The organism is Tangfeifania sp. (assembly GCF_055108615.1).
Genome location: NZ_JBSQIC010000022.1, coordinates 25,475 through 45,633 on the forward strand (window position 1 = coordinate 25,475; position 20,159 = coordinate 45,633).

The following is a 20,159-nucleotide window of genomic DNA, read 5'->3' on the forward strand; positions in this document are numbered from 1 at the left end:
GAAATCAGTTTATTGCCTTGGCCCGGTTGGTGCCCACAAACAGTATGTTATCCAGGTTTTCGTAGCCTTCCGAAAGGTCTTCGGGATTGAACAGCATTTCGGAAGTTCAGCCCAAACGAGCGGCTGATAATGAAATAGGCACCGCCACCCTGCACCCGCTGGTTGGTGGCAATTTCGGCAACGGCAAAAGCAGTGGGAATGGTTACCACATGCCCGAGTAGGATGATTCCGATAATTCCCGGAAAACCGACTTGCCCCACAACCCAGCCAAAACGCAGAAACAAGATTGCTCCCAGGATAGTAGATAGTGCCGTTAAAAATACGGGCATCGTACCAAACCTGGCATTGGTATTCACCAGTGATTTTGCCATTTTTATTTTTTCAGAGCCAAAAATTAACGGATTTCATTGAAAAACCAAACCGGTAACGAAGATAATTGTTCCCCGCAAGATTTTGCATTTTGCTTGGACGGATTTCTAAATAATTCTTCATTTTTCAGGTTAATTCCTTTATTTTGTCTGAAAATTAACTGAACGAATCAATTTGAAAATTTTGTCGAAAAACATTTTGTGGGGATTGGCCTTTCTGATGATTGGAGTAGCCTGGATTTTTGGTTTGTTTATCGACCTGACGGGCGACTCGGGTTTGTATGCCGCCATTTCCCGGCAAATGGTTGAATCGGGCGACTGGCTGGTCCTGAAAATTAACGGCGAACCCTACGACCAGAAACCGCATTTGCTTTTCTGGCTGGCCGGTTTGGGAATTGAATTGTTTGGGAATTGCAATTTTGCATTTAAACTTTTCCCGTTTCTTTTTGCAATCAGCAGTTTGTGGTTTGCATATAAACTTGGCCGACTTTTATTTTCACGCGAAGCAGGATTAACAGCCGCGCTGATTGCCGGTACTTCGCAAATGTTTTTTCTCTACACGCTCGATATTCATACCGACACCATATTGCAGGCTGGTGTTGCACTGGCACTGTGGCAACTTATTGCCTACCTCGAAAATCGAAAAGTCAGAAATTTTGTTTGGGGATTTGTTGGAATTGGGCTGGCTATGCTTGCCAAAGGTCCGGTGGGGGCGGTGTTGCCGTTTTTTACTGTGCTGATTTATTTACTGATAAAAAAAGATTACCGACAACTGTTTCACCCCAAATGGATTTTGGGAATTGTAATCGTGCTGGTTGTTATTTCGCCAACGCTCTGGCATTTGTATCAAAGTTTTGGCTGGGAAGGCATCCGTTTCTATTTCATCACCAACAACTTGGGCCGGGTAACCGGAGAGTACGCAGGTTCCAGCACCGATCCGTTTTTTTATCTCTACAACATGTTGTGGGCATTTTTACCCTGGACACTCATTGTGCTGGCAGCAATCTGGTTCGAAATTAAAAGCTGGTTTTCTGCAGGAAAAATTCACCCGGCACGTACAGCCATTTTGGGAAGCGTCCTGATTTTATTGTTTGTGTACAGTATTTCAAAAGGAAAGGCCCCCCATTATTTCCTGATAATGGTTGCGCCGCTTGCAGTGGTAACAGCCGGGCATTTGCCGAAATTTAAAAATATGTCATTAAAAAGAGGCAGAAGTTTTTTGTGTTTGCAGGGCGTGGTTTTAACTATTATTTTTTTGGTTTTCATTGCGGTGGTTTTTTTCTTGTCGGAGAAACTTACCTGGCTGCCGGTTTTTTTGCTGGGATTGCTTTTTGTGTTGTCGTGGGTTTTTATCCAAAAAGAACACGACAGCTGGAAGCGGCTCCTTTTCTTTTCAGTAATTGTTACCGGTGTCTTCAATATTTTTATGAATGCTGAATTTATTCCCGGCTTGTTTCGTTACCAGGGAGCCCGTCAGGCGCTGGAGATTTTTGAAGAAACCCGGAAACCGGGAGATAAATTGTATAATTTCGCACTGGAAGAATATGAACTGTTTTTTATGGCCGATGAGAAGATTGAAGATATTGTTAATGGAGACAGATTACGGGAGGTTATGGAAATATCTGACAGTTGGATATACACTAATAAAACTAAATATCAGGATATTATGAGAATAAAAAATAAAGTTGATACTGTTTTTATTATTAAACAGCATGGAATGAATGAAATTAGTTTACAGTTTTTGAATATTAAAACACGCGAGAAAAGCCTAACCGATAATTATTTAGTAAAAGTAAAATAACTCTTTTGTTTTTTTCTTTTGATTTGTAGACAAAATTTAGTTTATAGCTCAATATGAAATAGTACCATTATCCAAAACCAAAAAAATATTTTTATTGTTATTTTTATAAAAAATGCCTTTATGAAAACTTTATGTATTATCGTTCCTTGCTATAATGAGGAAAATAATCTTACTTATTTAAATAAAAAACTTCAGGAAATTTTTAAAAATCAACTTTTAAAAAATTATAACTTCAGGATATTATTCATCAATGATGGTAGCAGTGACAATACATTAGTAGAAATAAAAGAATTACGAGATAAGTTTTCTAATATTGATTTTATTTCTTTTTCCAGAAATTTTGGTCACCAAAACGCAATAAAAGCAGGAATAGATCATGCTGAAACAGATGTTGTAATAACCATGGATGCTGATTTACAACACCCCCCAGATTTAATTCCTGAACTGATTAAATATTGGGAAAAAGGATTCGATATTGTAAATACCAAACGGTGCGATAATGAAAATCAATCTATTTTTAAAAAGTTAACGTCTCAAAGTTTTTATACCGTTTTGAACTTCTTTAGTTATGTGAAAATTGAATCAGGTACTGCAGACTTCCGATTAATAGATAAAAAGGTCTTACAACAACTGCGGAAACTAAACGAACAAAATTTATTTATCAGGGGAGCAATTCCATGGATAGGATTTAAGCAATATACACTAAATTATTTTCCTGATGAACGTAAGTATGGAAAAACAAAATATACGGTTAAAAAAATGATTAGTTTTGCCATAACAGGAATTACTTCTTTTAGTGTAAAACCATTAAGGATTTCAATCATTTTTGGACTGGTTCTGTCTGTGGTAGCAATCGTTTATATGATATATGCCTTATATATCGGATTGTTTACAGATAAAGCGATTGAAGGTTGGACTTCGGTAATTGTGAGTGTGCTTTTTATTGGGGGACTCCAATTGTTAATGTTAGGTATTATTGGAGAATATTTAGGAAAACTTTTCATCGAGAATAAAAAACGACCCAATTATATTATCGATCAAATAGAAATTTCAAATGAGAAATAAAATCCTCTTCAAAGTTTTATTCTACCTTACACTTTTATTAAATCTTGTATTTGTACTGCAAGTTTTCGGCAGCTTAACTGAAAAAGAATTAAGTATTTTTTTTAATTCCGATGCCTTATATCTGCCATCAATTTATAAAGATATTTTTATTGATAACTCCGGTTTCTCCGGATGGCATCTAAATGCTGCCCCCAACTTTTTCCCGGAGTGGCCTGTATATTTTATATTATATTATATTGCAGGTAATTTTAAAATAGCCAGCCTTTTATATTCTATTTTTTATGTTCTTGCCGTTAATGTTTTAACAGCAGGTATTATTAAATATGTCTTTGAAAAAATAGATTTCCGTTATCTTATACTTGTAAATTTAGGTTATGCTATATTTCTGCACCAATACCTGGTAATGGGTTATTTTGTTGAAACCGCGTATTTATTTTTAGTCGGCTTTCATGGAGGCACCTATTTAATGGCTTTAATATCACTGCTTTTCTTTTTGTTTTATTTTAAAAAAGGCACAATTGTCTATTTCGTTTTACTTTCTCTATCAGTGTTTTTAGGAGTACTTTCCGACAGATTTTTAATCATGTATTTTGTTGTTCCTTCTCTCCTTGCCTTGTTTTTTATTGGTAATAAAAGGCATAGAAAAAGAATAATACTTAGTTCTGTTGGCTCAATTTTTTCAACAGTTTTAGGTATGATTACTTATTCTTTCATTAAGAACAGTGATTACATTTATATCATTGGTCTTGGGTACAGAAAATTTGACCCTCAAAAAATAGAATCTGCAGGTATCAATTATGTCAATAAACTCAATGGTATGTTAGAAGCAGGAGGAATTGAAATGATTATAATTATTATTAGCATTATATCAATAATTGCAGGAATCTATTTATTCTTAAATGCACTTTTTGCGAAAGGGAAAATTTATAACAATTTAAAAGAAAAATTATTAGTTGTTTTTTTTACCGGGTTTATTATTATTATTGCATTAACCCCAGTTGTTCACGGTACTTTTTCTCCAAGCGGTGCTCATTTACGGTACAATTTTGCTGCATTTTATATTGCAGTTAGTTTCATTCCAGTGATTTTGTTTTTGTTAGTGAGGAAAATACCAAAACTTTCAACTGGTGTATCTATTTTGACTTTAATGTTAATTATTGCAGCTATTTTTTCTGTGATAAGAAATGAAAAAAATAACAGTACAATCCTTGGATTAATAAGTTTTAAGAATTATTACCCCGAGGAAGTGAAATTAATTGATGAAATAGCGAAAAAACATAATCTGCAATTTGGAATCGCAAACTACTGGTACGCCAAAAGAACTACTATGTTTTCTAAAGAAAATGTCAGAATTTATGCAGTCCATGATAATCTCCGCCCCTGGTACCATGTAACAAATGAAAACTGGTACCACTCAGGCGGAAAAGGGAAATACCATACACCGCGTTTTAGTTTTATTTTACTTAATAACCTTAACCCTGAAGGAGAATTTTATCAACAATTAATAAATGATGCCGATTCTTTGTCCAATGGGAAAATAGATATTTTGAAGGTTCCTGAATTTGGCTATAAAAGAAATAAAGAAGCCTACTTTTTAAATGAATAGGATTCACTGCATGTATTTCTGGATTTAATTTATTCTTTTGAAAATTTTAAACTTATCGTTTTCCCAAATTAGTTCTAATTTATTGTTGTAGTTTTTAATGTAGTTCTCAAACTGTTTGCTTTTTTTATCCTCAACTGTCAAGATATAATTTACTCCAACCTCTGAAAATTTTTGGTCAATTTCTTCCATGCTTTTCCCTTTACCAATACCAATAGATTGTCTTTCTGTGTATAGGGCTAATACCCTGGGTTTTATAAATGCAAAGACTGAATTTTCATCTGTGTGTTTTTGTATGTAATGGAATGTTTCGGTTGAATAACTTGTTTGTGGACCGGCAAGAGTCTTTTTTTGAGATTTAATTACTGATGATATACCATTGTAATAAATTAAAATCAATAAACTTGACACAGCTATAGTCAAAAAAACATTTCTTTTGCTTGGAAAATTTATTTTAATCGACTTAAAACCAAACACAATATAAATTAGAATGATTGGATATACCGGAAGTAAATATCTGAAACCCTGAACAGCTGGGAAAGAGAATATGATTATTAAATAGGCTATAAAAATGTAATCTGCAATATCTGCTTTGCTTATTATTTTTTTGATAAAACCCAACAAAAACAGAGTTATGGTAATTGCACTTATTACAACATCATCTGAGAAATAATTTTTTATTAAAACAAAATAGTAACTATAGTTCGATTTGATAGCTCCAACAATATTGTCCAAATTAAATAAAGTTGAAAAAAAAGAATAGTGTTCAGTATCAGTAGGAAAGATAATATAATTTGAGAGTATGTAAAAAAATAGAATGGTTACCAAAATTATAAGTGGATCATGAAAACGGGCAAATTTAAAATTCCTGTTTTTTAATGAGGCCACTATTTTTTCAAAGAAAATTCCGAAAATGATTAAGGCACCTATGCTCTTTATTAGCATCGAAATGCAAATTATTAAACCGAGTAAAATTGAAAACCTGATTTTTGTTTTTTCTGAATTAAATTTATTCAGATAGAAATATATTCCCAACAAAAAGAAAAACGCAAAAGGGATATCAGATACAATAGTAGATTTAAACCGCAATAGCCATGGATTATATATGAAAGCTACTGCCATTAAAACTGAGATTAAATAATTAAAGTATAAGTTGAAAGTTTTAACAAGGATAAATGATAAAGCCAACAGAAAAATTGAAATTAAAAATGAAAAAACTGATATATTGTTGCCAAAGAAATAATAAAGTGGGGCTAATATAAGTGGAAATCCAATGGGGTATGTAGGTGGTCCCAGGTAAGGATTTTGCTCATTAAAGATATACCCGGTTTCAGACTGGCTTCGTCCTTCACTTATGCATTTTGCCTGGTTTATATATTGAGCAAAATCACCACCCCAGTTATGACTACTTCGGACATTAATAAACAATACGGGCAAAAAAATCAACAAGACAATTGCAGATTTATATATTTTATTTGTAAGTACACTCTCAAACGGCCTTATCATTTTATTCGCATATTTGAAATTAAAAAATGCCTGTGAAAAGATTAGTGTAATCAGTCAATCGTATTTTTATACTTACATTTTTCATCGGAACCTATTAAAACAACTACTTAAAATACAAGGTGTTTATGATTCTTTTGAACTCTATGTTTAGAGCTGAATCATAAGGAATTTCATTTTTCAATGCCAGTTTTTTCACAAATTTATTCCACTCCTTATCGCCGGTAATCCTGTTTTTGATCTCTTCCTCTTTTTTCTGCAGTTCATTTCCTACGCGCTTCGATGCCAGGTCTTTTATAGCTTCGTCAATAGTTTTTTCCACTCCTGTGGTATATAATTTCAGGCTGTCGAGCACTTGCTGATTCTGTTTAACCGTGTTGATGTAGTTGTCACGGTAACCTCTCCACAAATCGCGTCTTCTTTTTTCAACCGGGGTAACTGCTTCGTAAATCCCCTTTCTTGCCAAATAATAATCTGGAACCCGTACCATATCCCAATATTCGCTGGAAGGGTGAAGCCGAAGGAAGTTTTCCCAATAAGCCTCCTTGTTATTCCACCAAAAATGAATGGCACCCTTGGTGTACTGCCTCAATTGAAAAGTGTTGTACCAAATGAGCACGACTAAAACCGACGGCGCTACATATTTCAAAAATTTTTTTTGCGAAGCGACATCCAAAACCATTGCCAGCGGAATCGCCATAATTCCGTAGGAATCGATAAACGCCCGGAGGCCGAATGCACCACCAAACCACCAGCTCCACCAGCTCGACTGGACATAAATGTTCAGAATAGTAAAAATCAGAATGGGCCAAAATGCCTCTTTCATTCTTTTGCGCAACAGGAAAATTCCCAGAAAAGCAATGAACATGATTGGCGTATAAACAAACCATCCTTTTTTATAGCTGAAAAGAATATCAAATATTTGGGGATTTCCCCAGAAGAAGGAGGCATCCTTGGTGCTGTAGGAATAGAAAATCCAGTGGCCGGTTATTTCTTTCCAGTAAAAAAATTGTGGGATCCAAACCAGAAAGAAAAAAAGCAGCATAATCAGCACAAAATCGAATCGTTTGATGTAAAACCAAAGCCGCGCGGTAAAATCGTTCCAGGTTTTTACATCCCAAAGCAGCAAAATAAAAAAAACCAGAATATTTGACGGCCGCACCAATGCAATCAGTCCGAATAATGTTCCAACGGCAATGGCTTTTTTTCGCGATGGCGATTCGTACCATTTAATCACCAGCCAGGTGAAAACAGTAATCAGCGCAAAATTGTAACAGTGGGTCATGGCAGCTTCATAAGTAGCATAATAGGCCAGGTTGGTACCTACTGCAACTGCCAGTAAAACCATTGCCACAATCCTTTCTTTAAAGTAGCGTTTAAGCAGTTTTCGTAAAAAAAACAGTCCGAGCAACAAATAAAATGCGGCGCTGAAAGTGAGCGCCAGACTGTAAGGCAATGAATATCCGTCGGCTTCGAAATTATTGTCGAGCAACGCATAGCCATGCGCCAAAATAAAGAAAGGCGAATACAACAAGGACATTCCATACGAAGTGACAATCATTTTGTTTCCGTTGGGCAGCGTTACCGGCCACATTTCATCAAATATCCGGGGATTATCATCCAGAAATTTCAGGGTCAAATCGTTGTAAATGAATGCCGCCGGCAGGTAGGAGTAATAGGCCTTTACATCGTGCTCGATTACGGTTCCGCTTTGCCATTTATGATGACTGAAATTTACCAGCACCACAGCGGCCAAAATGAACCAGATAACTATTCGTGAAAAGCTGTTTTTAATTTTTTGCATTGTCGGTTTTTGTTGATATTCTTTTTAATAGTAATGCCAGAACGAATATAACGATTTCTCCGAATAACATCCACAACCGCGTGATCAATGAAATGGTAGTTGCCGTTTCAACAGGCAGGCCTCCCTGGTGTAGCCAGAAAACCAGCACACCTTCGCGCACGCCAAGTCCGCCGGGAGCAAAAACAGCCAGAATCCCCATTGTAATCGATAGCGGATAGCCGGGCAAAAACAGCAGTTGCAAAAAATCGGGCGACAATGCTCCGAGCAGCAAAGCGAAACCAGCAATTCGGATAATCCAGTCGAACAGAAAAAAGGGTACCAGCCGGATGAGTTCACCTACCCGGATAACCGGCAGTTCAATGTTTTTTTTGAATAATTTATTGCTGATTTTCAAAAAGTAGTCCTGCAGTGAGGGCACAAATAATATCAAGGTGAGTAATACAAAACCTGCAATAAAAACGATGGCCCACTTGGCTGGAATTGGAATGAACAAAAATCCGGCGGCACCAATGAGCAGCCCGGTCCAGATGGTAAGTATTTGCGCGTAAAAAGAGACGTAAGAAGTGTCTTTCAGTTTCCAGGAATAGTTTTCGGAAATGTAGCCGGCGCGGCCCAGAATTATCCAGAGTTTCCCCGGTATGTATTTCCCCAGCTCGGCCAACCCAACCGAGGTTACCCCGCTTCGAAACGTCACCGGAAGGTTTTTGAATTTCAGAGTTTGTGTCCATGCAAAACTTTTTGTCAGGTAGCCGGCAATTAAAAAAACGACCGAACCTGCCAGGAGAAAATAATTTTGAATTTCAGGAATAATCAGGTAATCGGCTTTCCACAAAGCATAAATCAGGAACAGTACCGAAATGTATACGAAATATTTTGTCCACTTCTTCATATTTATAAATCGTAGTCGTATTTCGCCAGCAAATCACTTCCTTCCTGTTTCAAATAATCGAGGTGTTTTTGCTGAACCGGCCATTTTTCGGAAATGTTTGTTTTCGACTGATTGGAAGGTTTAGCCAGCCAATCCAGGTTTTCTTCATCTTTTAGATTCTCACAACCCACAAAATTTCGGATTTGGTTGAGCGATTGCAATGATTTTTCACCCGGCTTCACAAACAAATCTTCAAACCGGAAATTGAGATATGGAAAATCCTGTTGATAATTTTCAATTACCCGGTTCACATACATCCAGCGGGCAGCCAGTATCAAAACCGGGTCGTTGCTTTTGCGGATATCTTTATCTACAAATTCTACCCATCCCGGAATATTGCGGGCGGTAAATCCTTTAATCCCGTTCCAGAACCCTTTGTTCAGGTGCGACCGGATATAAGTAAGCGGGTGCCGGATGATATGAATTACTTTCACCGTTTCCATTTCGGAAGCAATGGGTTTCATGCACCCAAAAATCATGTTACTCGATTCAACATATTCTTTTTCGCTGAAATTTGTTAAAATTTTATGTCGGGTTTTTAGAAATTCTCCGGCCACAAATTGTGACGAAAGCCGGTTGGTAAGGTAATAATTGGAGTACCATTTAAACCGGCGGGTGGGAGGTGGCTCGTGCAAACACAGCACATGGTTGCAGGTTTGCGTAAGGTATTTGGCAAAAAACTGCGTGCCTGTCCGTCCGGTGGACAAAATAAAAGTGACTGGAATTTTTTTAATGTCTTCCATTCTGGTTTTTTAATTGAAAAAGAATTTCTTCCTGGTTGTGGCGCATCCGGGCAAACATGTCGAGAATGAATCCCAAAAGCAAAAAGATAAGCGAGGAGAGGAACAGCACACCCGCTGCCAATCCACTCCATTTGTACGGAGTGAAAGAACCGGTGGTGAATTTGAAGTAGAACAGCACAATTAAAAATACCAAACCCGCCAGCGCAAATAGCAGCGAAACAAACCCAAAAAGTTTGAAAGGTTTGTAATCGCGAAAAGTGCGCAAAATAATTTTCAGGGTTTGAAACGCGTACTTAAACAGGTTGGAGGCCACGCGCGATTTTCCTTTGCTTCGTTTCCCCAGCACTTTTACCGGAACTTCCATGATAGTCATATCTTTGAAAACCAGGTCGATAAAAGTTTCCTGGGTGTACGTAAAAGTGCCGAATAAATTCATCCGGTGAAGTGTTTCGGTGGAGTAGGCCCGGAACCCGCAGGAAACATCATGGAATTTTTCGCCGGTGAGCCAGCCCACAAACCGCGACATTTGCCGGTTTCCCCACAATTTTACAGGCGACATCACCGGCACCAAATCTTTGTCTTTAAACCGCGATGCCGTTACAAAATCGGCTCTGTTTTCCACAATCGGGTCCAGTAGTTTCGAAATGTCTTCGGGGTTAAACTGCCCGTCGGCATCCATGTTAACCATGATGTCGATACCGGCTGTGAGCATGTATTTTACACCAGTATTGAAAGTGGCTCCCACGCCCCGGTTTTTTTTGTGATTGATGACCGTGGCCCCGTTTTTTGCGGCAATTTCTGCAGTGTCGTCATCTGAACCGTCATCCACCACCACCAACTTGTCGATATACTCCGGAATGCGAATCAGAACGTCTTGTATGTTCTCTTCTTCATTAAAAGCGGGTATTACAAGGCCTATTTTTTTTTGTTTATACATTCAGAGTTTTTGTTCAGAATTTTCAATTGTTCGTTTCACTGGTTTTTCCTGATTTAAAAGGAAATTTTTTTTATGATGATTTTTAAAGGAGTAAAATTACTATTTTTTAGCAGAAACCTGAAACTGCAATCAGCACTTGTGTTTAATCAATCAAAAATGCGAAGTTTTTCTTCCTGTTTTAGAACCAAAAAAAAGTGCGGATAATAGCTTTAATATTTATATTTGAACCAAATTTTTGGGAATGTGCAGTTCAGCCTTTCACTCTCATTAACAATTTTTCATTTTCAGTTGGCTTCTTTTCAACTGCAAAATTGTAGCTAAATGCAGATGTTTTTATGAGAACAAATATTATAAAATCAAAATGGTTCGGTAATCTTCTGTTTCTGTTGGTTTTTGTGGCTATGTTTTTTTACTACGGATTGCATGAATCAATGTTTTATCCTCCTCAGTCTGTTCATGTTTGGCGGCAAACAAATTGTCTTTCGTTAACTCAAAATTATTATCAGCACGACCTGCCATTTCTGCAACCAGAAATGCATAACCAGTTTGGAAACGGGGGAACTTCAGGAAAAGCCGTGGGTGAGTTTCCGGTTATTTATTATGTGGTTGCACAGCTATGGGATGTATTCGGTAAGCATGAATGGATATTTAAACTGGTTCAAATCCTTATTTTTTTTACTGGAATGTTGGCTTTATTCTCCACATTAAAATACCTGTTTAAAAATTATTTTTGGGCAGCTTTTGTCAGTTTGCTGGTATTTACTTCGCCCATGATTGTTTTTTATGGCCCTAATTTTTTACCTGATGTGCCGGCGCTTTCGTTGGTATTTATAGCCTGGTATTTCGTTGTACGATTTATAAAAAAACGAAGGCAGCTTAATCTTTGGTGGGCAGCTTTGCTTTTCTGCCTCGCTATGCTGTTAAAAGTGACTTCAGCCATTTCGTTTATTGCACTTGGCGGATGGGTTGTTTTCGAGTTAATCTTTCAGCAAAATCAGCAGCGCATATTTAATTTTAAGATAAAGCATTTTTTGCCATTTGTACTTTTTCTTTTACCTGTTATCGCCTGGTATCTTTATGCCGATTATTACAATTCTGTCAATCAGGGACATTTTTCCGTTCACGGAATATGGCCAATATGGAATATTACTGAGGAGAATTTTTTAAGAGTAATTGACGTTCAACGAAAAATTTATTTTAAACAGTTATTTTGGCCGGTTACACAATATTTAACTGTTGGTATCTGGTTATTTTTGCTGATTACCATCAAAAGGATGAAACCGGTTTACCGTTATTTTGTCCTTGTTCTGCCGGCCGGATTTATTATGCAGGTGCTGTTCTGGTTTCAAATTCTCGATTACCACGATTATTACATGATTAACCTTGTAGTTGTGCTTGTTGCTGTCTGGACAATTTTCGTCATTCAGTTCAGAACACTTAATTTGAGCCGATACCTGAATTATGCAGTTTACGGATTCTTTACATTGTTTTTTGTTTGGAATGTGGTTACCTGCCGGGAACATTTGCAAATTCGTTACCGGGGCTGGATGAATGCACCGTTCACAAAGTTTCACCAGGCGCTGCTGGAAATTGAACCCCTGTTTAAAAGATTGGGAATCAGTAAAGATGATAAAGTTATTTCGTTGCCTGATACTTCCATCAATTCAACATTGTATTATATGAACAGAAAAGGTTATACAACTTTTGGCAGCGATTTTTCAAAGAAGGAAACCTTTTACAGGCGGATTGAACAGGGAGCAAAATACCTGATTGTAAATGACTCATCCATTTTGTCTTCTGAAGTTTTACAGCCATTTATTAATAACAAAATTGGTGAATTCGAGAATGTTTCTGTGTATGATATCCGAAATATAAAACCGGAAAATCAACAATCAAATTGATCAGGATTATCTGTTGTATTTCAGATAGTTGAATTTTGAAATCCCCCACTTTTGCAACCTGAACTGCACCGATGTTCTTAAAACCCCAAAACCGTATATACTGCTGCTTTTCAGGCTGATGCTCGAGGCATCGTCGAAATACTTGGTGGGGCAGGTAATTTCGGCAATTTCGTAACCGGCGTACCAGATTTGCGCCAGCATCTGGTTATCGAATACAAAGTTATCGGAGTTGGCATTGTAGTTTACGGCTTCCAGCACTTCGCGGGTAAATGCGCGGTAACCGGTGTGATACTCCGAAAGCTTGGCATTCATCAGAATGTTTTGAATCAAAGTAAGCCCCCGGTTGGCAACGTACTTTATCATGGGCATGCCGCCTTTCAGCGCACCTTTTCCCAGAATCCGGGAGCCCAGAACCACGTGGTACAATCCGCTGGCCAGCAGGTGCGTCATTGCCGGAATTAATTTTGGTGTGTACTGGTAATCGGGGTGGAGCATAATCACGATGTCGGCACCTAACTCGAGCGCTTTGTTGTAGCACGATTTCTGGTTTCCGCCGTAACCTCTGTTTAGTTTGTGCTCCACAATGTGTTTAATGCCCAGTTTTTTCCCGACTTCCACGGTGTCGTCGTTGCTCAGGTCATCTACCAGGATAACATCATCAATAATCGAAAAATCAATTTCGTTGTAGGTTTTCTCCAGTGTTTTTGAGGCATTATATGCAGGAAGAACAACGATCACCTTTTTGTTTTTAACCATCTCCGATTTGGTTTTTGCGTGTAAAAATAACAAGAAAAAAGCAGATGCCGGACTTCTTGAATCGTGCTTTCAGCTTTTATAGCGCAGCCATTTTATTAACTCTTTGAGGTTTACCTTTTTGCCGTACATCAGCAAGCCGGTTTTGTAAATTTTTGCAGCTACCCAAATTGCACCAACCGTAGCCAGCAGTAGCAAAAACATGGAGAGCAGCAGCTCCCAGGTTGGTATTCCGTAGGGGATGCGGGCCAGCATGGCCACCGGAGAGGTAAACGGTATAATCGAGCCCCAGAAAGCAACAGGCCCCTCAGGATTCCGGGCAATGGGGAAAAGCAGCATGATGGAAAGAATGAGTGGAAAAGTGATGGGGAATACCATTTGCTGCGAATCTTCGTCGTTATCTACAGCCGCTCCAACAGCTCCCAGGAGCGAACTGTACATGAGGTAACCGGCCAGGAAATAGAATACAAAAGTAAAAAGAATCAGGCCGAGGTTAAGGTTGCCAATCATGTCGAGCGCTGCGGCAACCTGGTTTTGGTCAGCAGCCTGTGTCATTTCCGGGCCCATCGATTGCCGGCTTTCCATCAGGCTTTGTCCCATTTGCTGTGCACTTTCGGGCGTAAAAAAGCTTTGCATGGCGGTTAAAACAATCATTCCAACTATAACCCAAATAGCTACCTGGGTGAGGCCAACCAGCGCGGTGCCTATTATTTTCCCGGCCATCAGCTGAAACGGTTTCACCGACGAAATAATTACCTCCACAATGCGGTTTTTCTTTTCTTCCATTACGCTGCGCATAACCATGGAACCATACATGAAAACAAAGAAATAGATGATGAATCCCATGGCGTAACTGGCAATGAATGCCACTTCAGAAGAACTTTGTGTGGCCTCGCCGGTTTCCGATATTTTCAGGGTATTTAGTTTTACCGAAGTTTGGGTTGCTGCGAGGCGTTCGTCCAAATCGGGGATGCCTGCTTCGTCAATAACTTTCTGGCGTTTGTCTTTTTCGATGAACTGGCTCAGCCGGCGTTGAATTTTTTCGGTCAATTCAATGGGCACCTGCTTTGCAGAAATAAGTTGTGCTGTTCCGGCCGAATAAATATTTTCAGGAATGTACAACAATGCATAAAACTCGCTGTTTTTCAGGTCCGATTTCAACTCATTGTACTTTTCTTTCGGAATAAAATGAAATTTGGTGTATTCGTCCTGTTCCAGTTCTCCGAGGAAAAGTGTCGATTCATCGAAAACTGCAATGGTGCGCTCCTGTTTATCGTTGTTTATCGATAACAGGATGATGAGGGCAAACATCCCCACAAAAAGTAACGGCACCAGCAGTGTGAGTATAATAAACGATTTTTTCTTAACCCGTTTTAAGTATTCTTGTTTTAGTATCAGAATTGTTTTGTTCATTTTCCTTTGGTTTATTATTTATCTTCCTCAACTGCTTTAATGAAAACATCATTCATACTGGGGATTATTTCTTCGAAGGCCACAATTTCGGCAACCGGAATTAATGCCTGCAACAACTCGTTGCTGGTTCCGCCTTTTAAATGCTGAATGCGTATCCGGTTTGCTTTTTCATTTTCGGTGTGTTCCAGAATTTTGACCTGGTTACCCAGCGTTTGGTCCACTTTTTTGAAATCGCCTTTGTACTTCACTTCAAAAATGTTCGATTTGTATTTTTCGCGTATTTCGTGGGTTGGGCCATCCACAATTTTTATTGATTTGTTAATGAGTGCGATGTGGTCGCAAAGTTCTTCTACCGAGCCCATATTGTGGGTAGAGAAAATGATGGTGGCCCCTTCGTCGCGCAATTGCAGAATTTCCCTTTTCAGCAGATTGGCATTTATGGGGTCGAAGCCACTGAAAGGTTCGTCGAAGATAAGCAACTTTGGCTCGTGCACAACGGTTGTAATAAACTGCACTTTTTGCTGCATTCCTTTCGAGAGCTCTTCAATTTTCTTGTTCCACCAGTCCATGATGTCAAACCTGGTGAACCATTTTTTCAGGTTGGCCACGGCCTCTTTCCGGCTGAGTCCTTTTAACCGGGCCAGGTAAATGGCTTGTTCGCCAATTTTCATTTTGGGGTAGAGGCCCCGTTCCTCGGGAAGGTAGCCAATGTGTGCCACATCGGATGCCCGCATGCGCCTTCCCTGCAAACGAACCTCGCCGGTGTCGGGAGCAGTAATTTGGTTGATTATTCTGATAAGGGTAGTTTTTCCCGCCCCGTTGGGCCCCAGTAAACCAAATATACTTTGTTCTCCTACTGAAATGCTCACATCGGTAAGTGCCCGGGTGCCGGCAAAAACTTTGGTAACATTGTTCGCGCTGAATAATTCCATTCCTTGTTATTTTTTTGATGGGTACAATTTATGAACTGTTTGTTACAACGTAAGCTTTATTTACTGGAAAAATAACCAGACTTATCGAAAAAATTAAACTGTTCTTCTGAAAGCAACCTGGGCCGGCGGCAAGCGCTACACACCCATTGATGTGGAAGCTTCAAAAAATAACGATGACGGTGCTTTTAATACTGTTTCCATGGATGAACTCGCGTATTCAAAACAATTTCCGGGTTATTTAAAAGCGGATGTAAAAATCGGTTACTGCCTCGATGGCAAAAAGGTTTCGCAGGTTTGGGAGTTTTACGTGGAAAATGTAACCAACCACAAAAATCCGCTCAACCAGACATTTGATTCCAACACCGTTGAAGTTGAAACGGTTTACCAACTGGGAATTTTTTCGCTGTTTAATTATAAGTTCTATTTTTAATATGAATATTTACAACTTTAGTAATAACAGATTTCCTTTCCGAATGGACGAGACAAGAAAATTACGGTGTTCAAAGAATCTTGATAAGATTATAATGTTTCAGATTTATACAATTTTCTGTTTTTTTTATCTTTACTGAAAATTAAGATACCACACAGGTGTTATGAATATACGATTTACAGGTCACGAAACTTTTGTTGTCAGGACTTTTTGGCCTAAAAAAGGGTTTGATTTTATTAACAGTAGTGGAAGTTTCAGCAATGAAAGTGCAGTGGTCGATTTAGGTGTTGGAAAAAACATGGTAGCGTCCATAAGCTTTTGGATGAAAGCTTTAGGACTTTACGACGGAAAGAAAAAGGAACTAACTGATTTTGCAAAGAATTTACTTTCGGACGATGGATTAGATCCTTTCCTCGAAGACATTGGTTCAATCTGGTTATTACATTATTATTTGCTGAAAACAAATTATGCCTCCATCTACCACTTAATATTTAATGAATTTCGAAAGGAAAGGGCGGTTTTCAACAAAAGTCAACTGAAAGCATTTATTAAGCGAAAGTATGCTGAAATGGATGACAACACATTAAATGTAAATACGATTGATAAAGACATTTCTGTTTTTGCACGTTTGTATGAAAAAGTAGATTACCAAAATGTATCGAAAGATTTTGAGGAAGAAATCAATAGTTTAATGATTGAGTTGGAATTAATTTCCACCACCGTTGAAGATGAAATAAAAGAAGGAACCAATAGAAGAGAAAAAGTCAAATGGTTTCATTTGCATGGCGAAAGCAGGAATTCTTTACCACCAGCAATTTTGCTTTTTACCATATTGGATAATTTCAAGGAATCCAGAAACATCGCAGTCAAGCGGTTAGAAATAGAACCGAATAGCCCTGGATTAATTTTTCTGCTTAGTAAAGACGGGCTGTATAAAAAACTCAAAGAAATTGAAAAAGAATTTTCGGAAATTATTGTTTCTGAAACTGCAGGTAATTTGGTTTTGGTATTGCCGGAAGGTCTAAACAAATGGGAAATTTTAAGAAATTACTATGCAACCTAAATATTATTCTCCTTCCATAAATATTCTCCGCGATGCCAACAGTCACCTTGATTACATTCCGACAAGAAATGGTGAAAAAGCATTTCAAAAAATAGTTTCGGCATTTGAAGAAAATGGAAGAAAGTCGTTTAATATTATCGGTGCTTACGGAACAGGAAAGTCTGCATTTATCCTGGCTCTGGAAAAAGTACTGAATAAAAAAGCCGATTATTTTATTAATCCCCTTGACGGTTTTATTGATTCTTTTGATCCAGTTTTTATAGTTGGAAGTTACACTTCTTTTAAAGAAGAATTTTGCGATACTTTAGGAATTAAGACCAATGAAAACATTTTTGAAAACCTAAAATCTGTCACCGAAAAAAAGAAAAAAGCCCGGATTGGCCAGTTGATTGTTGTTGATGAATTTGGAAAGTTTCTTGAATATGCCGCAAAAGAAAGCCCCGAAAAAGAGTTGTACTTTATTCAGCAGTTAGCAGAATTTGTGAACACACCGGATTTGCCAATCCTTTTTATTACCACCTTGCATCAACCTTTTGAAGATTATGCACTGGCTTTAACCAAACCACAGAAAAATGAATGGGATAAAGTTAAAGGACGCTTAACCGAGGTTTCTTTTAATGAACCTGTTGAACAACTTCTGTTTTTAGCATCTGAACGAATCAGCGATAAAAAATATCCTTGTCACATCTCCGTGAAAAAACAAAAACAGTTATTCGATTCCATAAAAAAGGCGGATGTGTTTCCCATGAGGGATTACTTTTCTTTTGATTTTGCCCGGAAACTTTTTCCATTAGATATTTTATCTGCTTCTGTTGTAACTGTTGCGTTCCAACGATATGGGCAAAATGAACGGTCTCTCTTCTCTCTACTTGAGTCTGAAGATTATTTGGGCATTAACGATTTTAAAAGTGGTAAGGAATATTATAATGTTGCTCGTATATACGACTATCTAAAACATAATTTTCACAGCTTATTAAATTCAAGATATAATCAGGATTCTGCACATTGGAAATCAATTGATGAAGCCTTGCAAAGAGCCGAGACTATATTTGAAAAAGATTTTGATGATGCTGCCCAGCTAATTAAAACAATTGGATTAATCTCTGTTCTTGGAAGGCAGGGACAGAAAGTAACCAAATTTTTTTTAACCACTTATGCAAATGTCGCCTTAAATGTTACTGATGCAAGCCCATTAATTGATATCCTGGAAACAAAACAAATTATCCGGTTTAGGGAATATAGTCAACGATATGTTCTTTTTAAAGGAACCGATTTTGACATCAACCTGGAATTAGAACTGGCAGAAGGGCAGGTGACAAAAGATTTTTCAATTATTAATTTAAATTGAAAGAACCTACAATGAGGGACGAAGTATTTGCGAATATTAGTAAAATAATCGAAAGAGACAGTAAAACTACCACTTACAAGTTTGCATTACTTCGAGGTGTAATTGATATAATTCAGGACAATTCTCCATACATCGATTTTAAACATAACAGAGCATATTTTCCAATAGGTTTGCTTGTTGAAAAATGGTTGTTATACTATTATCCAATTTTGGAAGCCAACGATAATATTCCACAAATCAATGGAGTAGCAAAACTTGCATTTGAAACTCAGTTTAAAAAACTCATTAAAGAATATAGAAATATCGGGGGATTATCTGCTTTTTATAATGATTTAAAAAGCAAAGGACTACCGCCAAATCTTATCCCAGAATTTTTTGATTTAGCAAAGAAAATTAAAAATACAATTATACGGATGCCCATGAAATACATAGGGCGTTCAATAAGTGATGAATATTATTCGATATTCCAATTTGAACCAAAATCAAAAGGGGGAAAGTCCGATTTAATTGATATTGAATACTTAATAACCAATTTTGGAAACTTTTCAATTCCAATCGAATACTATGACGCTTTTCGTATACTTGGAAGTTTTATAAATGGCCAAGATTCAATATTATTTAAATGGGCAGAGTTCTCAGTTAAAGCTTCAGGAAATAATATATCTATTGAAAAAGTGATTGGTGAAGTATTAAAAAATCCAATTACCGATAGAGATATAAAAGAATCGAAAAGAATTTTCGAAACCATTTTGAACAAAGAAGGAAAAGTTTATTGTGTCTGGACAGGAGATCCAATTTCAAATTATCAAGTTGACCATTTAATACCTTTTTCAATTTGGAAAAATAATGATTTATGGAATTTACTTCCCTCAAAAGCAACAATCAATAATCAGAAAAGAGACAAAATCCCCTCTACTCATTTGATTGAGAAAAGGAAAGATTTAATTATTCATTATTGGGAGTTGTTAAATAAAAATCAATTTGAAAGATTTCAAAAAGAAATTCAAATATCACTTCTTGGAAATAATTCTAATACAAATTGGCAAGAAAATGCATTTGCCCATCTTCAAGATAGTTGCAGATATCTCATAAATAATCGGGGATACATAGAATGGAAAATCTAAAATCTAATCCATATAATCACTTAACAGCCAAAGAACGAGAAAAGCTTTCTTTCCCTGCCAGAATTTTATTAAACCAAAACAAAATAAAAGGCAGAGTACTTGATTTTGGCTGTGGGTTTGGAAAAGACGTTGAGGTGCTGAAATCGAAAGGGATTGAAATTACGGGCTACGATAAGCATTATTTTTCGGAATATCCAACTGGTAAATTTGATACAGTTTTATGTTTTTATGTCTTAAATGTTTTACTTCCCGAAGAACAAACCGATGTTTTGATAAAAGTTTCGCGATTGCTTAAACCAACGGGAAAAGCCTATTTTGCAGTAAGAAGAGATATCAAATATGAAGGATTTAGAACTCACAAAATTTACAAGAAACCAACTTACCAATGCATCGTTAAACTGGGTTACAAATCCATTTTTAGAAATGAAAATGTTGAGATTTAT

The 20,159-nt window shown here is 37.4% G+C and carries 18 protein-coding genes; 9 read left to right on the top strand and 9 right to left on the bottom strand.

The window, feature by feature from the left end; genetic code table 11:
* Nucleotides 1–47: 47 nt before the first annotated feature.
* Nucleotides 48–371: a hypothetical protein gene (locus ACTCNA_RS07105; protein WP_462947209.1), complete on the bottom strand. Its 324-nt coding sequence runs from the start codon at nucleotides 369–371 to the stop codon at nucleotides 48–50.
* A gap of 181 nt (nucleotides 372–552) precedes the next feature.
* On the opposite strand from ACTCNA_RS07105, the gene ACTCNA_RS07110 reads away from it, so the two are divergent.
* The 3 genes from ACTCNA_RS07110 to ACTCNA_RS07120 all read left to right on the top strand — a co-directional run bounded on the left by ACTCNA_RS07110 (nucleotide 553) and on the right by ACTCNA_RS07120 (nucleotide 4,840).
* Nucleotides 553–2,169, top strand: a complete 1,617-nt coding sequence (locus ACTCNA_RS07110; protein ID WP_462947210.1) for an ArnT family glycosyltransferase — start codon at nucleotides 553–555, stop codon at nucleotides 2,167–2,169.
* A gap of 120 nt (nucleotides 2,170–2,289) precedes the next feature.
* Entirely contained in the window at nucleotides 2,290–3,234 is a 945-nt protein-coding gene (locus tag ACTCNA_RS07115) for a glycosyltransferase family 2 protein (protein WP_462947211.1), read from the top strand.
* Nucleotides 3,224–4,840 carry a hypothetical protein gene (locus ACTCNA_RS07120; protein WP_462947212.1) on the top strand — a complete coding sequence of 539 codons (1,617 nt, stop codon included), beginning with the start codon at nucleotides 3,224–3,226 and terminating at the stop codon, nucleotides 4,838–4,840. Before ACTCNA_RS07115 ends, ACTCNA_RS07120 begins: the two co-directional genes overlap by 11 nt.
* A gap of 24 nt (nucleotides 4,841–4,864) precedes the next feature.
* Here the strand turns inward: ACTCNA_RS07120 and ACTCNA_RS07125 are convergent, their stop codons facing one another.
* From ACTCNA_RS07125 to ACTCNA_RS07145, 5 genes are all read right to left on the bottom strand, one after another.
* A complete protein-coding gene (locus tag ACTCNA_RS07125) occupies nucleotides 4,865–6,343 on the bottom strand; it encodes an ArnT family glycosyltransferase (protein WP_462947213.1) in 1,479 nt (492 codons plus the stop codon).
* Between the two features lie 103 nt (nucleotides 6,344–6,446).
* Nucleotides 6,447–8,144 (bottom strand): hypothetical protein, encoded by a 1,698-nt coding sequence (locus ACTCNA_RS07130; RefSeq protein ID WP_462947214.1) that lies wholly within the window; start codon nucleotides 8,142–8,144, stop codon nucleotides 6,447–6,449.
* Nucleotides 8,131–9,033, bottom strand: coding sequence for a lysylphosphatidylglycerol synthase domain-containing protein (locus tag ACTCNA_RS07135; protein ID WP_462947215.1), 903 nt, complete (start codon nucleotides 9,031–9,033; stop codon nucleotides 8,131–8,133). The genes ACTCNA_RS07130 and ACTCNA_RS07135 overlap by 14 nt, the downstream gene beginning before the upstream one ends.
* Nucleotides 9,034–9,035: 2 nt before the next feature.
* Nucleotides 9,036–9,815 (bottom strand): hypothetical protein, encoded by a 780-nt coding sequence (locus ACTCNA_RS07140; RefSeq protein WP_462947216.1) that lies wholly within the window; start codon nucleotides 9,813–9,815, stop codon nucleotides 9,036–9,038.
* The gene (locus ACTCNA_RS07145) at nucleotides 9,802–10,752 is read right to left on the bottom strand and encodes a glycosyltransferase family 2 protein (RefSeq protein ID WP_462947217.1); all 951 of its coding nucleotides are present in this window, start codon (nucleotides 10,750–10,752) and stop codon (nucleotides 9,802–9,804) included. The genes ACTCNA_RS07140 and ACTCNA_RS07145 overlap by 14 nt, the downstream gene beginning before the upstream one ends.
* A gap of 335 nt (nucleotides 10,753–11,087) precedes the next feature.
* Here ACTCNA_RS07145 and ACTCNA_RS07150 point away from each other — a divergent pair, with 335 nt between their 5' ends.
* Complete coding sequence (locus ACTCNA_RS07150; RefSeq protein ID WP_462947218.1) at nucleotides 11,088–12,653, top strand: ArnT family glycosyltransferase; 1,566 nt, start codon at nucleotides 11,088–11,090, stop codon at nucleotides 12,651–12,653.
* Nucleotides 12,654–12,659: 6 nt separating this feature from the next.
* On the opposite strand, the gene ACTCNA_RS07155 is transcribed toward ACTCNA_RS07150, so the two are convergent.
* From ACTCNA_RS07155 to ACTCNA_RS07165, 3 genes are all read right to left on the bottom strand, one after another.
* Entirely contained in the window at nucleotides 12,660–13,409 is a 750-nt protein-coding gene (locus ACTCNA_RS07155) for a glycosyltransferase family 2 protein (protein ID WP_462947219.1), read from the bottom strand.
* 69 nt (nucleotides 13,410–13,478) lie between these two features.
* Entirely contained in the window at nucleotides 13,479–14,819 is a 1,341-nt protein-coding gene (locus ACTCNA_RS07160) for an ABC transporter permease (RefSeq protein ID WP_462947220.1), read from the bottom strand.
* Between the two features lie 14 nt (nucleotides 14,820–14,833).
* Nucleotides 14,834–15,751, bottom strand: a complete 918-nt coding sequence (locus ACTCNA_RS07165) for an ABC transporter ATP-binding protein (protein WP_462947221.1) — start codon at nucleotides 15,749–15,751, stop codon at nucleotides 14,834–14,836.
* 151 nt (nucleotides 15,752–15,902) lie between these two features.
* Between ACTCNA_RS07165 and ACTCNA_RS07170 the strand changes: the two genes are divergently transcribed.
* From ACTCNA_RS07170 to ACTCNA_RS07190, 5 genes are all read left to right on the top strand, one after another.
* Complete coding sequence (locus ACTCNA_RS07170; protein ID WP_462947222.1) at nucleotides 15,903–16,181, top strand: hypothetical protein; 279 nt, start codon at nucleotides 15,903–15,905, stop codon at nucleotides 16,179–16,181.
* Nucleotides 16,182–16,344: 163 nt separating this feature from the next.
* The gene (locus ACTCNA_RS07175) at nucleotides 16,345–17,244 is read left to right on the top strand and encodes a DUF4007 family protein (RefSeq protein WP_462947223.1); all 900 of its coding nucleotides are present in this window, start codon (nucleotides 16,345–16,347) and stop codon (nucleotides 17,242–17,244) included.
* Nucleotides 17,234–18,592: a hypothetical protein gene (locus tag ACTCNA_RS07180; RefSeq protein WP_462947224.1), complete on the top strand. Its 1,359-nt coding sequence runs from the start codon at nucleotides 17,234–17,236 to the stop codon at nucleotides 18,590–18,592. Before ACTCNA_RS07175 ends, ACTCNA_RS07180 begins: the two co-directional genes overlap by 11 nt.
* Before the next feature lie 11 nt (nucleotides 18,593–18,603).
* Entirely contained in the window at nucleotides 18,604–19,716 is a 1,113-nt protein-coding gene (locus ACTCNA_RS07185; RefSeq protein ID WP_462947225.1) for an HNH endonuclease domain-containing protein, read from the top strand.
* A partial coding sequence (locus ACTCNA_RS07190; protein WP_462947226.1) for a class I SAM-dependent methyltransferase occupies nucleotides 19,704–20,159 on the top strand: 456 nt, incomplete at its 3' end. The genes ACTCNA_RS07185 and ACTCNA_RS07190, both read left to right, overlap by 13 nt.

Coding starts and splice junctions, on each gene's coding strand:
- ACTCNA_RS07160 (WP_462947220.1), bottom strand. CDS start 14,819: ATGAACAAAACAATTCTGATACTAAAACAAGAATACTTAAAACGGGTT.
- ACTCNA_RS07115 (WP_462947211.1), top strand. CDS start 2,290: ATGAAAACTTTATGTATTATCGTTCCTTGCTATAATGAGGAAAATAAT.
- ACTCNA_RS07180 (WP_462947224.1), top strand. CDS start 17,234: ATGCAACCTAAATATTATTCTCCTTCCATAAATATTCTCCGCGATGCC.
- ACTCNA_RS07155 (WP_462947219.1), bottom strand. CDS start 13,409: ATGGTTAAAAACAAAAAGGTGATCGTTGTTCTTCCTGCATATAATGCC.
- ACTCNA_RS07140 (WP_462947216.1), bottom strand. CDS start 9,815: ATGGAAGACATTAAAAAAATTCCAGTCACTTTTATTTTGTCCACCGGA.
- ACTCNA_RS07145 (WP_462947217.1), bottom strand. CDS start 10,752: ATGTATAAACAAAAAAAAATAGGCCTTGTAATACCCGCTTTTAATGAA.
- ACTCNA_RS07135 (WP_462947215.1), bottom strand. CDS start 9,033: ATGAAGAAGTGGACAAAATATTTCGTATACATTTCGGTACTGTTCCTG.
- ACTCNA_RS07185 (WP_462947225.1), top strand. CDS start 18,604: ATGAGGGACGAAGTATTTGCGAATATTAGTAAAATAATCGAAAGAGAC.
- ACTCNA_RS07175 (WP_462947223.1), top strand. CDS start 16,345: ATGAATATACGATTTACAGGTCACGAAACTTTTGTTGTCAGGACTTTT.
- ACTCNA_RS07125 (WP_462947213.1), bottom strand. CDS start 6,343: ATGATAAGGCCGTTTGAGAGTGTACTTACAAATAAAATATATAAATCT.
- ACTCNA_RS07105 (WP_462947209.1), bottom strand. CDS start 371: ATGGCAAAATCACTGGTGAATACCAATGCCAGGTTTGGTACGATGCCC.
- ACTCNA_RS07150 (WP_462947218.1), top strand. CDS start 11,088: ATGAGAACAAATATTATAAAATCAAAATGGTTCGGTAATCTTCTGTTT.
- ACTCNA_RS07130 (WP_462947214.1), bottom strand. CDS start 8,144: ATGCAAAAAATTAAAAACAGCTTTTCACGAATAGTTATCTGGTTCATT.
- ACTCNA_RS07120 (WP_462947212.1), top strand. CDS start 3,224: ATGAGAAATAAAATCCTCTTCAAAGTTTTATTCTACCTTACACTTTTA.
- ACTCNA_RS07165 (WP_462947221.1), bottom strand. CDS start 15,751: ATGGAATTATTCAGCGCGAACAATGTTACCAAAGTTTTTGCCGGCACC.